We start from the raw sequence: 13,592 nt of genomic DNA, 5'->3' as shown, positions 1-13,592 counted from the left end.
GATCAGGAGAGCTGCCAGGGGAAGGACGCGACGAGGATGCCGGCGGATGCGGCGAGGCTGAGCACCACGAACACGGTGTCGCGCGTGCGGAACGGCACGAGGTGCCGCTCGGTGCGGGTGGAGTGGGCGCCGAAGGCGCGGGAGTCCATGGCGAGGGCGACGCGCTCGGCGTGGCGGATCGCCCCGGCCAGCAGCGGCACGATGTACCCCCAGCCGCGGGCGAGACGGGCGAAGGGCCCGCGGCCGCCGTGGTGCCCGCGCACACGGTGGGCGGCACGGATGACGGAGAGCTCGTGGCCGAAGCGCGGCACGAACCGGAACGCCGCGAGCGCGGTGTACCCGATGCGGTAGGGCACCCGCAGCTGCTGCACGCTCGCGCGCACGAGGTCGGGGCCGGTGGTGGTCAGCCCGCCGATCAGCGCCAGCGCGACGATCGCGCCGAGGCGGAGCGCGGTCGCGAGGCCGATCTCGAGCGCCCCGCCGTACAGCGTCCAGTCGCCGAGCCGCAGCACGGGCGCGGTGTCGTCGACGAGTGCCGCGTCGACCCAGACCGAGAAGCTGAGACCGATGACGGCCATCGCGACCGGCAGCGCCAGCAGGGCGATCACGAGTCGGAGGGTCGCCCGGGCCCCGACGAGGAGGAGCACGTACGCGAGCGCCAGGAACGCGGCCGGGGTTGCGAGATCGCGGACGAACACGAGGAACACCATGGCGGGCGCGAATCCGGCGACCTTCGCCAGCGGGTTCAGGGCGTACAGGAACTGCCGGCGCGAGGTGACGGTCATCTCGGCGTACGGATCGAACACCCCCGCGCTCATGCTTCGGGGCTCCGTCCGGCAGCCCGCCCGTGGGCGGCCAGCACCCGCTGCAGGGCGGGAAGGCGCAGTCCCGCGTCGGTGAAGACGCTCTCGTCGCGGAACAGCTCGGCCGTCGGGCCCGAGGCGTGCACCCTGCCCTCGGCGAGCACGACGGTGTGCGTCGAGTGGTCGGCGACGAGCTGCAGGTCGTGCGTCACGATCACGATCGTCGTGCCCTCGTCGCGCAGGGACTGCAGCAGGTCGAGCAGCTCGGCCGCGCGCGCCCGGTCCTGCCCGAAGGTCGGCTCGTCGAGGACGAGCACGCGGGGGCGCGTGATGAGCGCCGTGCCGACCGAGAGGCGGCGCTTCTCGCCTCCGGAGAGGAGGAACGGGTGCACTCCCGCCTTGTGCTCCAGCCCGAAGCGGGAGAGCATCGCCTCGACGCGCTCGGTGATCTCGGCATCCGCCGCACGGCGCAGGCGCAGCCCGTGCGCGAGCTCGTCGAAGACCGTGTGCGCGATGAACTGGTGCTCGGGATTCTGGAACACGAAGCCGACGCGGGCGGCGAGGTCGCGCGGCGCCGCGGCGCCGGGGTCGATGCCGTCGACGCTGACCTGTCCCCTCGGCGGGGGCACGACGCCCGCGAGCGCATGGATCAGGGTCGTCTTCCCGGCGCCGTTCGCGCCGACGATCGCCGTCAGGCTCCCGGCCTGCAGATCGAGGTCGATGCCGTGCAGGATCTCGGTGCGGCCCCGGCGCACGGTGAGCCCGCGAGCTCGGATGAGGTTCTCGCCTTCCGCCGCCGGCGCGGGGGCGGCGACCGCGGCGGACGGCGCGACCCCGGCGGGCAGCGCCGCGGCGAGCTCGGCGGGCGTGAGCGGGAGGGGCTCGACCGCGATGCCGTCGCCGCGCAGCCGCAGGGCGGTGAGGGTGGCCGCGGGCAACCAGACGCCCATCGCGACGAGGGCGTCGGCGTGCGCGCGGATGATCTCGGCCACGGGTCCGTCGAAGGCGATGCGGCCCTCCCGGTCGAGCACGATCGTGCGGGTGACGAAACCCATCGCGGCGTCGAGGTTGTGCTCGACGAGGAGGATGGCGCGGTCCCCGGCGGCCACGACGTCGGCGAGCGCCGCGTACACGTCGTCGATGCCGCGGGGGTCGAGGTTGGCGGTCGGCTCGTCGAGCACCATCAGCGGCGACCCCATCGCGAGGGCGCAGGCGATCGCGAGGCGCTGCCGCCCTCCGCCGGAGAGGCGGTCCGGGTTCTCGTCGCGGCGGTCCCACAGGCCGACGCGGCGCAGGGCGTCCTGGGTGCGGGCCTGGACCTCGGCGAGCGGGAGCAGGAGGTTCTCGGGTCCGAACGCGACCTCGTCGTAGACGGTGCCGGTGACGATCTGCGCATCCGGATCCTGGAACACCATCGCGACGCGCGTGCTCAGCGCCGCGGTCGACGTCACGGCGGTGTCGAGCCCGCCGGCCTCCACCGTGCCGGTCATGGTCGCCGGCAGCGCGTGGGGGATCAGTCCGTTGAGGGCGAGCGTCAGCGTCGACTTGCCCGACCCCGAGGGGCCGAGCAGCAGCACGACCTCACCCGGGTGGATGTCGAAGGTCGCCTCGCGCGGCGAGGGGTCTGCGGCATCCGCGTGGGTGAGGGAGACCTCGCGCACGCGGAGCAGAGGCGCGGATGGACGCACGGCGGAACCCCGGGTCGGAAACGACGGACAGCTCTAACTTAGCTGAGCCTTACCTTCTGCGCTGCCCGGGGGGATGCAGGTGAGGGGTCAAGACACGCCGCAAGGCCGGGTGCGGGTGCGGCGTGTCTTGACCCCTCGCGTGGCCGGCATCCGCATCCGGACGAGGGGACGGGGTCAGCGTCGAGCGACGCCCGCGCGGCTCAGGGCCGAGCCGACCGCGAGGCCGATCGCCGTCCAGACGACCGGGCCGAGCACCGAGACGGCGAGGTAGGCGATCTGCGCCCACAGCGGCAGCGTGCCGAGGTGGGCGGCGAAGAACACCGCCACCGCGACGACCACGCCGATCAGCGCGGCCGAGACGAAGAACCGCCATGCGCCCCAGGCCCGGTACCGGGTGAGCGCCGCGACGCCCTCCTGGATGGCGCCGAACAGCAGCGCCGTGCCGATGAACCGCAGCGCCCAGGCGGGGTTGAACGCGCTCGCGACGATCGCCGCGACGAGGTGCGTGACGAGCGCGACGAACGGGCGGCGCAGCACCTCCTGCGCGATGATCCCGGGCAGCACGTGCGAACCGAGCACGAGTCCGTAGAGGAAGAGGAGCGGACTGGCCAGCAGGATCGGGGTGACCCAGCCCGCGATGCCGCCGAGGAGGCCGGTCGCGACGCCGATGGCCGCGCAGATCAGCAGCACGCGGGTCGGCAGGGCAGGGGTTCGGGCCACGGCACCAGCCTAGTTGCGCGGGTGCGGGGCGGATGCCGGGGGCCGCCGTGCAAAACACCCCGCACGACCCCGGCCACCGGCATCCGCTCGTCGCACCGTCCGTGCCGCTCGTCGCACCACGCCCGGCGGCGCCCCACGGCCGGGGGAGCCGCTTCCTAGCGTGGATCCACGCAACGATGCGCACCCCGAGGAGATCCCCATGACCGCACCTTCGTCGCGCCGCCGCGGCGCCTCGCTCGTCGACGACGATCCCGTCATCGCGACCGACCCGAACCTCCCTCCCGTCGCCCTGAGCGAGGAGCACCACCGGCGCTCGAACCGCTGGACCCTGCCGAAGATCCTGATCTGGGTCGCGATCGCGCTGCTCGGCGCGGTCGCCTGGACCATGCTCGCGATCGTCCGGGGCGAGACCGTGAACGCGATCTGGTTCGTGTTCGCCGCGGTCTGCACGTACCTGATCGGGTACCGCTTCTACTCGAAGGTGATCGAGAAGTACATCACGCGCCCCGACGACCGTCGCGCGACTCCGGCCGAGGTCCGCCAGGACGGCAAGGACTACGTCCCCACCGACCGCCGCGTGCTCTACGGTCACCACTTCGCCGCCATCGCCGGCGCAGGACCGCTCGTCGGTCCGGTGCTCGCCGCGCAGATGGGATACCTGCCCGGCACCATCTGGATCATCGTCGGCGTCGTGCTCGCGGGCGCGGTGCAGGACTACACGGTGCTCTTCTTCTCGATGCGCCGCGGCGGCCGCACCATCGGCCAGATGGCGCGGCAGGAGCTCGGCAGGATCGGCGGCACGGCGGCCATCGTCGCCTCGCTGCTGATCATGCTCATCATCGTCGCGATCCTCGCGCTCGTCGTCGTGAACGCCCTGGGCGAGAGCCCCTGGGGCGTGTTCTCGGTCGCGATGACCATCCCGATCGCGCTCTTCATGGGCGTCTACCTGCGGTTCCTGCGGCCGGGCAAGGTCACCGAGGTCTCGATCATCGGCTTCGTTCTGCTCATGGCCGCGATCATCGGAGGCGGCTGGGTCGCCGGCACCGACTGGGGTCAGGCGATCTTCCACCTCGACCGCACCACGATCGCGTGGGGCATCATCATCTACGGCTTCATCGCCGCCGTGCTCCCGGTGTGGCTGCTGCTCGCGCCCCGCGACTACCTGTCGACCTTCATGAAGATCGGCGTGATCGTCATGCTCGCCGGCGCCATCATCCTCGTGCGCCCCGAGATCTCGGTCCCGGCGGTCAGCATCTTCGGCGAGAACGGGCTCGGGCCGGTGTTCGCCGGACCGCTCTTCCCCTTCCTGTTCGTGACGATCGCGTGTGGAGCGCTCTCCGGGTTCCATGCGCTCATCGCCTCGGGCACCACCCCCAAGCTCGTCGAGAAGGAGCGCCAGACGCGCTTCATCGGCTACGGCGGGATGCTGATGGAGTCGTTCGTCGCGATCATGGCGCTCGTCGCCGCGATCTCGATCGACCAGGGCATCTACTTCGCGATGAACGCGCCATCGGCTGTGACGCAGGGCACGGTCGAGGGCGCGGTCGCCTTCGTGAACTCGCTGGGCCTGACGGGGGTGAACATCACCCCCGAGATGCTCACGAGCACGGCGGCCGCGGTCGGCGAGGAGACGATCGTCTCGCGCACCGGCGGCGCCCCGACGCTCGCGCTGGGCCTGGCGCACATCATGCAGCAGGCCTTGGGCGGACAAGCGCTCATGGCGTTCTGGTACCACTTCGCGATCATGTTCGAGGCGCTGTTCATCCTCACCGCGGTGGATGCCGGCACCCGCGTCGCCCGCTTCATGCTGCAGGACTCGATCGGCGCCTGGTTCCCCAAGTTCCGCGACGTCTCGTGGCGTCCGGGCGTGTGGATCTGCACGGCGATCATGGTGGCCGGGTGGGGCGCGATCCTCATCCTCGGCGTGACCGACCCGCTGGGCGGCATCAACACCTTCTTCCCGCTGTTCGGCATCGCGAACCAGCTGCTTGCGGCCATCGCGCTCGCGGTCGTCCTCGCGATCGTCGCCAAGCGCGGCCGGAGCTACGTGAAGTGGCTGTGGATCATCGCCGTGCCGCTCGCCTTCACGGCGGTCGTCACGGTCACCGCCTCGATGTACAAGATCGTCTCGCCCGTCCCCTCGATCGGCTACTGGGCGAACCACTTCCGCTACCGCGAGGCGCTGGAGACCGGCGACACGTCGCTCGGCGAGCCCGTGGTGCTGGAGGCGGTCATCCGCAACACGGCCGTGCAGGGCACGCTGTCGATCATCTTCGTGACGCTCGCGCTCATCGTGATGATCGCGGCGGTGGTCGTCACGATCAAGGCCATCCGCAACGGCGGCGGCGAGAACACCGAGGACGAGCCGGTCGCCTCGCGGCGGTTCGCCCCGGCCGGGTTCCTGCCGAACGCCGACGAGCGCGCGCTCGAGAAGGAGTGGGAGCCGATCCTCTCCGACGAGCGCAAGGCCTCGACACACTGACGATGGTCATCATGCCGGATCGGACGGATGCCGCGACCACCCCGCTGCGCACTCTCGCGAGTGCCGTGGCGCGGGTGGGCCGCGGCATCCGCTGGTACATCACGAACCTCATGGGCGACAGCGCCTACGAGACCTACGTCGCCCATCACCGGCGCCACCATCCGGACGAGGAGCCGATGACCGAGCGCCAGTTCTGGCGTCAGCGGATGGACGACCAGGACCGCAACCCCGGCGCCCGCTGCTGCTGACCCCACCCCGGCTCCTGAGCCCGCCCCGGTTCCTGAGCGAGGAGCGCCCTTCGTCTCGCTTCGCTCGCTCAGGGACCGGGAAGGTCTCGCTTCGCTCGCTCAGGGACCGGGAAGGTCTCGCTTCGCTCGCTCAGGGACCGGGAAGAATGCACGACCGTAGGCTGAACCCATGACCGACGTCGTTCTCGCCGCGGTGCTGGGCGCGCTCGGCGGCATCGCACTGACGGTGCTGCTGCTGCTCGCGCGCCGGCTCGCCCGCGGCGCGACCGACCTCGGGAGCGAGGCCGAACGGGCCGCCCTCCAGGCGCTGCACCAGGCGAGCCTCGCGGCTCCGCATCTGCGGGCGGGGCTCGCAGCGCCCGACGTGGTGAAGGCCGCCCGGCATCTGCGGGTGCTCCTGGGCAGCGCGGCTGTGGCCGTGGTGAGCTCCGACGGCACGGTGTCTTTCGACGGCGCGACCGACGGGCTCGAATCGGCGGCGGTGCGCATCGCCGCGCAGGTCCGGTCGTCGGGCCGGCGCCAGGTCTTCCCCGCTCCCGGGCGGGCCGACGAGCTGGAGGCCGTCGGTGCGCCGATCGTGGTCGACGGCGAGGCCGTGGGAGCGGTCGTGGCGTTCGCCGCGCCGGTCCGGGCGGCGCTCGTGCGGGCCGCCGAGGAGGTCGCCGACTGGTGCGCGGCGCAGGTCGAGCTGGGCGGCCTCGACGCCTCCCGGGCACAGCTGGCGGAGGCCGAGCTGCGGTCCCTCCGTGCCCAGATCTCGCCGCACTTCATCTACAACGCCCTCACGGCGATCGCATCGTTCATCACGACGGACCCCGCGCGCGCACGGGAGCTCGTACTGGAGTTCGCGGACTTCACCCGCTACTCGTTCCGGCGGCAGGGCGAGTTCACGACCCTGGCCGAGGAGCTCGGCAGCATCCACTCCTATCTCGAGCTCGAGCGCGCGCGCTTCGGCGACCGTCTGCGCGTGACCCTGCGGATCGCCCCCGAGACGCTCTCCACCGTGATCCCGTTCCTGTCGGTCCAGCCCCTGGTCGAGAACGCGGTGCGCCACGGCCTCGAGCCGGGCGAGGGCGGCGGCGAGATCCGCATCGCCTCCCGCGACGACGGCACCCACGCCGAGATCACCGTCGAGGACGACGGCGTCGGGATGGACCCGGATGCTCTGCGCTCGCTGCTCACGGCGGGCGACGACGGCCGTCATGTCGGGCTGCGCAACGTCGACACCCGGCTGCGACAGGTCTACGGTCCCGGCGGTGGGCTGGTCGTCGAGACGAACAGCGGCGCGGGTACCCTGGTGCGCATGCGGGTGCCGAGATCGCAGCCGCTGAACGACCCGGACAACGACTGAGGTGTGACGATGATCGACGTCCTCGTCGCCGACGACGAGAAGCCGGCGCTCGATGAGCTGGTGCACCTGCTGCGGGGCGACGAGCGCATCGGCGAGATCCTCACGGCGCGGGCGGGCGCCGATGCGCTGCGCCTGCTGTCGGAGCGCGCCGTGCGCATCGCCTTCCTCGACATCCACATGCCGGGGCTGTCGGGCACGGAGGTCGCCCGCGCGTTCCTCGGGCTGGCCGAGCCGCCCGCGGTCGTGTTCGTCACGGCCGACGAGGCTCGCGCCGTCGAGGCGTTCGAGCTGCGCGCGGTCGACTACCTGCTCAAGCCGGTGCGCGCCGAACGTCTGCGGGGGGCGGTCGATCGTGCGCTCGAGCGGGTCGAAGCCCATCCGGACGGGGATGACGAGGTCGTGCCCGTGACGGTGGGGGCGACCGTGCGGTTCGTCCATCGCCGCGACGTGCGCTGGGTGCAGGCGCAGGGCGACTACTCCCGCCTGCACACGGGCGACGGCGTCGGCCACCTCGTGCGCATCCCGATCTCGGAGCTCGAGGCCCGGTGGGCGGATGCCGGGTTCCTCCGGGTGCACCGGTCGACGCTGGTCCGCGTCTCGGCGGTGACCGAGGCGCGGCTCTCCGGTGCGGAGGCGTCGGTGTCGGTGGGCCAGGTCTCGCTCCCGGTGAGCCGGAGGCTGATCCCGGCGGTGCGCGAGGCGCTGCTGGGCGGCGAGAGCGGCGCGCGATGACCGAGGCTCCGAAGCGGGTGCGCGTGACCGCCGACGCCCCGCCGCGGCGCTCGTCGGCCCCGACCCGCGGCATCGCCCTCCCGGGCGCACCGGTCGACGAGGCGGATGCCGTCTACGCCCGGGCCCTGCAGCGCAGCCAGCTCCGGCTCGCCCTCGGCACGGTGGCCGGGTTCGTGCTGGTGGTGCTCGCGCTGGCGCTGGTCATCGCCCTGATCCCGGAGGTCGACCGCATCGTGGTGTGGCAGGTGCCGCTGTCGTGGCTGCTGCAGGCGTTCGCGTTCTACCCGGTGATCGTCGTGTTCGCCGTGCTGTACGTGCGCACGGCGGCGCGCAACGAGCGGCGCTACCGCGCCCTCCAGGACCGCGAGTGAACGCGGTCCTGGACCTGGTGGGCGTGGCGTTCGTCGTCGTCGCCACGCTGCTGATCGGCGTCTACGGGTTGCGGATCTCGCGGACCACCGGCGACTTCTTCGTCGCCTCCCGCACCGTGCGCCCGGTGTGGAACGCCTCGGCCATCAGCGGGGAGTACCTCTCGGCGGGCACGTTCCTCGGGCTCTCCGGACTCGTGCTGCTCGACGGCGCGCGGGGGTTCTGGTTCCCCATCGGCTACGCCGCCGGGTATCTGCTGGTGCTGGCCTTCGTCGCGGCGCCGCTGCGGCGGAGCGGGGCGTACACGATCCCCGACTTCGTCGAGGCGCGCCTCGAGTCGACCGGCGCTCGCCGGGTGACCAGCCTCGCGGTGCTCATCATCGGCTGGCTGTACATCGTGCCGCAGCTGCACGGCGCGGGGATCACCCTCGTCGTGGTCGCCGGACTGCCGGAGTGGGTCGGGGCTGTCACGATCGCGGTGCTCGTGGCGGTCGCGGTGGCGGCGGGCGGGATGCGCGCGATCACCTACGTGCAGGCGTTCCAGTACTGGCTCAAGCTGACGGCGCTCCTGGTGCCGGTGGTGTGCATCGCGTTCGCGCTCAGCGGCGGCCCGCACGAAATCGACCCGGCGCGGGTGTTCCCGTCCGAGGCGGGACCGTCGGGGTTCGACGCGTACCAGACGGCCTCCCTGCTGCTGGCGCTGCTGCTCGGCACGATGGGGCTCCCGCACGTCCTCGTGCGGTTCTACACGAGCCCGACGGGCGTCTCGGCGCGCCGCACCACCGTGATCGTGATCGGGATGGTGAGCGTGTTCTACGCGGTCTCGAGCGCGATGGGTCTCCTCGCGCGCATCGCCGCCCCCGACCTCGCCGTGCCCGGGGTCGCCGACACCGTGGTGCTGCAGCTGCCCTCCCGCATCTTCCCCGGGATGTTCGGAGAGCTGCTGACGGCGCTGATCGTCGCCGGAGCCTTCGCCGCCTTCCTCGCCACCTCCGCCGGGCTCGTCGTCTCACTGGCCGGAGTGATCAGCCAGGATGTGTTCTCGGGCTCGGTCCGGTCGTTCCGGTTCTCGGCACTCCTGTGCGCGCTGGTGCCGCTCGCCGTGGCCCTGCTCACCGCTCCCGCGGGGCTCGTGTCGAGCGTGGGCGTCGTCTTCGTCGTCGCCGCGTCGACCCTCTCGCCCGCGGTGCTGCTGGGGGTCTGGTGGCGCGGGCTCACGGCGCGCGGGGCGGTGGCGGGCATGGTCACCGGCGGGGTCTCGTGGGGCCTCGCGCTTCTCGTGCACGCGGCCGTGGGCGGCATCGGGGCCGCAGCCCCCTACCTCGCCCAGCCGGCCGCGTGGACCATCCCGCTCGCGACCGGCGTCATGGTCGCCGTCTCGCTGCTCGACCCCCGCGGGCCCTCGTCCCGCGCCGACCGGTACCTCGCCCGGCTGCACACCCCCGAGCGGGTCTAAGAATCACCGGGGCGGTGCGCCGCGGCATCCGTCTCCTCTGGCGGTCGGAGAATCCAGACACTTCGGGCGAGCGTCGGCGTGTCGGCCGCAGACACGCCGGGCGGATGCCGCGGGGTCTGGGTTTTCCACCTTCGCCCGGCACGCATGTGCCAGCACCACCGGTGACCACCGCCCGAGCGACGCCTCAGAGCGTCCGGCTGCGAGGCACCAGCCGCACGGGCGGGAGGGGAGGTGCGGGGATGCGCACGTCGTGCCCCTCGACGACGCCGAACCGGTCGGATGCCGCCTCCCACTCGGCGCGCGCGTCGGCGATCTCCTCGTGGGACCGACCGGCGAAGTTCCACCACATGACGATGTCGTCCTCGAAGGGCTCACCGCCGAGCAGGAACAGCAGCGCGCCCTGCGTGCTCTCGACCTCGATCGTCTCGCGCGAGTCACCCAGGTAGAGGGTCTCGTTGAGGGAGAGCGGATGCTGCGCGACCCTCGCGTCGCCCTCGACGAGCATGAGCGCGTGCTCCCAGTCCGCGTGGACGGGGAGGTGCAGGCGGGTGCCGGCGGGCACGACGATCTCGGCGCCGACGATCGGGGTGTGCACGGTCGCCGGAGACCGCACGCCCGCGAACTCCCCGAGCACGACCGTGGCCGAGCCGTCGGCACCGTGCGCGGAGGGGAGGGCCAGGCCCGGAAGCTCGGTGTGCCGCTCGAATCCCGCGGCCCCGTGCCGCGCCGACTCGGGCAGCACCACCCAGAACTGCAGGGCGTCGAGGGGCACGGCTCCTTGCCCGACCGAGTACTCGGAGTGCGAGATGCCGTTGCCCGCGGTCATGAGATTGAGCTGGCCGCGGCGCAGCTCGGCGTCGCTGCCGAGCGAATCGCGGTGACGGATCTCGCCGATCAGCGGCCAGGTGACGGTCTGCAGGCCGATGTGCGGATGGGGCTCCACGCGCATGCGCGTGTCGGCGGGACCGAAGCGGTCGAGGAAGCACCAGGCGCCGATCGTGGGCAGGTTGCGGTGCGGCAGGGCCCGGAGGACGCTCATCCCCCGCACGCCGCCCAGCGGGACCTCGCGCGGCTCGAGGACGAGACGGCGCGGGCCGATCATCACTCGCCCGGCCGGTTCGGCCAGCGGATCTCCGCGCCCTCGATCTCGTGCGTCTCGAGGTACTTGGCCATGTAGGGGCACAGGGGGACGATCGCGTCGCCCGTCGCCGCGGCATCCGCCAGCGCCGCGCCGGCCAGCTTGCCCGCGAGGCCCTGGCCCTGGAACGCCGGGTCGACCTCGGTGTGCGTGAAGCGGATGGATCCGTGCCGCTGCTCGTAGGCAGCGAACCCCGCCACCACGTCTCCCGTGCGGAGCTCGTAGCGGGAGGCCTCGTCGTTGCGGGTGACGGTGATGTCGGACATCTCATGCTCCTTCGGGGTGGTGGTTCCAACCTACGCCGGTGCAGGCCGGCGCGAGGCCGTCGATCGACCTCGTGAGGGGTCGGGGTGAGCCGTTCCGCGTGACCCCGGCACGGCGTGTCCTGACCCCTGACGGGGGCGGGGTGAGCGTGTCGGTGGGGGTGGTTACGCTGGAGGGATGCCGCAGACTCCTCGTGACCCGTACGCGGATCTGCCGTACGCCGACGAGCCGTGGGGCGACGGGTGGGAGCCGACCGAGCCGCCCGAGCCGATGGACTGGGAGCCGCAGGGGGAGGGGTTCGAACCGCCGCTCGACTGGGGTCCCGGCCCCTCGACGCCGGTGTCGTCGGCGTCCGCCCCCGCGCCGAGGCGCGAGCCGGCCGTGCGCCGCGCCGCTCCGAGTCGCTACGCCAGCGCGCGCGAGGCTCTGCACACCGTCTTCGGGTACGACGAGTTCCGGGGCGATCAGGCCGACATCGTCGATCAGGTGATCGCCGGCGGGGATGCCGTCGTGCTCATGCCGACCGGCGGCGGGAAGAGCATCACCTACCAGGTGCCGGCGCTCGTGCGTGAGGGCACCGGCCTCGTCATCAGCCCGCTCATCGCGCTGATGCACGATCAGGTCGACGCGCTGCGCGCCAACGGGGTGAGGGCCGCGTACCTCAACTCCACGCAGTCACCCCAGGAGCGTGCCGACGTCGAACGGGCGTACGTCGGGGGCGAGCTCGACCTGATCTACGTCGCCCCCGAGCGCCTGTCGAACCGGCAGACCACGGCATTGCTGCAGCGGGGCACCCTCAGCGTCATCGCGATCGACGAGGCGCACTGCGTGTCGCAGTGGGGTCACGACTTCCGCCCCGACTACCTGGCGCTGGGCGACCTGGGGGAGCGCTTCCCCAGGGTGCCGCGCATGGCGCTCACGGCCACGGCCACCCGGGCGACGCACCAGGAGATCACCGAGCGGCTGCATCTCGACGGCGCGAAGCACTTCGTCGCGAGTTTCGACCGTCCGAACATCCAGTACCGGATCGTCCCGAAGGTCGACCCGCGCAAGCAGCTGGTCCAGTTCATCCGCTCGCAGCAATCCTCGTCGGGCTCAGAGACCGGCATCAGCGGCATCGTCTACGCCCTGAGCCGCAAGTCGGTCGAGCAGACCGCCAGCCATCTCGCGGCGCAGGGTCTCGACGCGCTCCCGTACCACGCGGGCCTCCCGGCCGAGGTGCGCGCGGCGAACCAGTCACGCTTCCTCCGGGAAGACGGGGTGGTGATGGTCGCGACCATCGCCTTCGGCATGGGCATCGACAAGCCCGACGTGCGGTTCGTCGCCCATATCGATCTGCCCAAGTCGGTCGAGGGGTACTACCAGGAGACCGGTCGTGCGGGCCGCGACGGCGAGCCCTCCGTGGCGTGGATGGCCTACGGCCTGGGCGACGTCGTGCAGCAGCGGCGGCTCATCGACCAGAGCCCCGGCGACCGCACGTTCAAGATGCGCATGGGGCAGCACCTCGACGCGATGCTCGCGCTGTGCGAGACGGTGGAGTGCCGGCGCCAGAACCTGCTCGGGTACTTCGGTCAGGAGTCGGCGCCGTGCGGCAACTGCGACACCTGCCTCGAAGAGACCGAGACGTTCGACGGCCTCGTCCCCGCGCAGAAGCTGCTGTCGACCATCGTGCGCCTGAAGCGCGAGCGCAATCAGGCCTTCGGCGCCGGACACCTCATCGACATCCTGCGGGGCGCGTCGACCGAGCGCATCCGCCAGCAGGGCCACGACAAGCTCGCCACCTACGGTATTGGCGGCGACCTCTCCGACCAGGACTGGCGCAGCGTCGTGCGGCAGCTGCTCGCCCGCGGCATCCTCACCGCCCAGGGTGAATACGGCACCCTCGCGCCCGGTGAGCAGGCCCCCGGCGTGCTGCGGGGAGAGATTCCGGTCCCGCTGCGCAATGACACGATCGGGCGTCCGACCGCCAGCCGCGCACGCAGGTCCACGACCGCGGATGCCGTCGACGCCGGAGACCGTCCGCTCTTCGAGGCCCTGCGCGCCTGGCGCGCCGAACAGGCCCGTGAGCAGGGAGTTCCGGCGTACATCGTGTTCGGCGACGCGACGCTCCGCGCGCTCGCCGCGAGCCGCCCGGCGTCTCCGGCGGATCTCGAGGGCATCACCGGGATCGGGGCCAAGAAGCGCGACGCCTACGGCGATTCGGTGCTCGCCGTCATCGCCGCGAACTGATGCCGTCCGAGGGCTGACGCGGCCCCGACGAGCCTCCTGACGACAGATCGTGTGACCGATCGCGCACAGCGCCGGACGGCTCCGCGTCGACCGGGTTTACTCGTCCCCACGG

General features: G+C 72.2%; 12 protein-coding genes. 7 read left to right on the top strand and 5 right to left on the bottom strand.

The window, feature by feature from the left end; genetic code table 11:
* Window positions 1–2: 2 nt before the first annotated feature.
* The 3 genes from AB3M82_RS05930 to AB3M82_RS05920 all read right to left on the bottom strand — a co-directional run bounded on the left by AB3M82_RS05930 (window position 3) and on the right by AB3M82_RS05920 (window position 3,211).
* The gene (locus tag AB3M82_RS05930; protein ID WP_412956261.1) at window positions 3–818 is read right to left on the bottom strand and encodes an energy-coupling factor transporter transmembrane component T family protein; all 816 of its coding nucleotides are present in this window, start codon (window positions 816–818) and stop codon (window positions 3–5) included.
* Window positions 815–2,491 carry an ABC transporter ATP-binding protein gene (locus tag AB3M82_RS05925; RefSeq protein WP_412956259.1) on the bottom strand — a complete coding sequence of 559 codons (1,677 nt, stop codon included), beginning with the start codon at window positions 2,489–2,491 and terminating at the stop codon, window positions 815–817. Before AB3M82_RS05925 ends, AB3M82_RS05930 begins: the two co-directional genes overlap by 4 nt.
* 174 nt (window positions 2,492–2,665) lie before the next feature.
* On the bottom strand, window positions 2,666–3,211 hold the full coding sequence (locus AB3M82_RS05920) for an ECF transporter S component (protein ID WP_412956258.1): 546 nt from the start codon (window positions 3,209–3,211) through the stop codon (window positions 2,666–2,668).
* A gap of 199 nt (window positions 3,212–3,410) precedes the next feature.
* Between AB3M82_RS05920 and AB3M82_RS05915 the strand changes: the two genes are divergently transcribed.
* The 6 genes from AB3M82_RS05915 to AB3M82_RS05890 all read left to right on the top strand — a co-directional run bounded on the left by AB3M82_RS05915 (window position 3,411) and on the right by AB3M82_RS05890 (window position 9,849).
* Window positions 3,411–5,693 (top strand): carbon starvation CstA family protein, encoded by a 2,283-nt coding sequence (locus AB3M82_RS05915; RefSeq protein WP_412956257.1) that lies wholly within the window; start codon window positions 3,411–3,413, stop codon window positions 5,691–5,693.
* An 11-nt stretch (window positions 5,694–5,704) separates the two neighbouring features.
* Entirely contained in the window at window positions 5,705–5,941 is a 237-nt protein-coding gene (locus AB3M82_RS05910) for a YbdD/YjiX family protein (RefSeq protein WP_412958013.1), read from the top strand.
* Window positions 5,942–6,110: 169 nt separating this feature from the next.
* Window positions 6,111–7,292, top strand: coding sequence for a sensor histidine kinase (locus AB3M82_RS05905; protein WP_412956255.1), 1,182 nt, complete (start codon window positions 6,111–6,113; stop codon window positions 7,290–7,292).
* Between the two features lie 9 nt (window positions 7,293–7,301).
* Window positions 7,302–8,024, top strand: a complete 723-nt coding sequence (locus tag AB3M82_RS05900; RefSeq protein WP_412956253.1) for a LytR/AlgR family response regulator transcription factor — start codon at window positions 7,302–7,304, stop codon at window positions 8,022–8,024.
* On the top strand, window positions 8,021–8,395 hold the full coding sequence (locus tag AB3M82_RS05895; RefSeq protein ID WP_412956252.1) for a heavy metal transporter: 375 nt from the start codon (window positions 8,021–8,023) through the stop codon (window positions 8,393–8,395). The genes AB3M82_RS05900 and AB3M82_RS05895 overlap by 4 nt, the downstream gene beginning before the upstream one ends.
* Window positions 8,392–9,849, top strand: a complete 1,458-nt coding sequence (locus tag AB3M82_RS05890; protein WP_412956251.1) for a sodium/solute symporter — start codon at window positions 8,392–8,394, stop codon at window positions 9,847–9,849. The genes AB3M82_RS05895 and AB3M82_RS05890 overlap by 4 nt, the downstream gene beginning before the upstream one ends.
* A 184-nt stretch (window positions 9,850–10,033) precedes the next feature.
* On the opposite strand, the gene AB3M82_RS05885 is transcribed toward AB3M82_RS05890, so the two are convergent.
* Window positions 10,034–10,951, bottom strand: a complete 918-nt coding sequence (locus AB3M82_RS05885; protein ID WP_412956248.1) for a pirin family protein — start codon at window positions 10,949–10,951, stop codon at window positions 10,034–10,036.
* The gene (locus AB3M82_RS05880; protein ID WP_412956246.1) at window positions 10,951–11,253 is read right to left on the bottom strand and encodes a GNAT family N-acetyltransferase; all 303 of its coding nucleotides are present in this window, start codon (window positions 11,251–11,253) and stop codon (window positions 10,951–10,953) included. The genes AB3M82_RS05885 and AB3M82_RS05880 overlap by 1 nt, the downstream gene beginning before the upstream one ends.
* A gap of 175 nt (window positions 11,254–11,428) precedes the next feature.
* Between AB3M82_RS05880 and recQ the strand changes: the two genes are divergently transcribed.
* On the top strand, window positions 11,429–13,480 hold the full coding sequence (recQ, locus tag AB3M82_RS05875) for a DNA helicase RecQ (protein ID WP_412956244.1): 2,052 nt from the start codon (window positions 11,429–11,431) through the stop codon (window positions 13,478–13,480).
* The last annotated feature ends 112 nt before the right edge of the window (window positions 13,481–13,592 follow it).

It is taken from the genome of Microbacterium californiense, assembly GCF_047246625.1.
Classification (GTDB): Bacteria; Actinomycetota; Actinomycetes; order Actinomycetales; family Microbacteriaceae; genus Microbacterium.
This window is presented reverse-complemented; position numbering and strand designations above follow the sequence as displayed.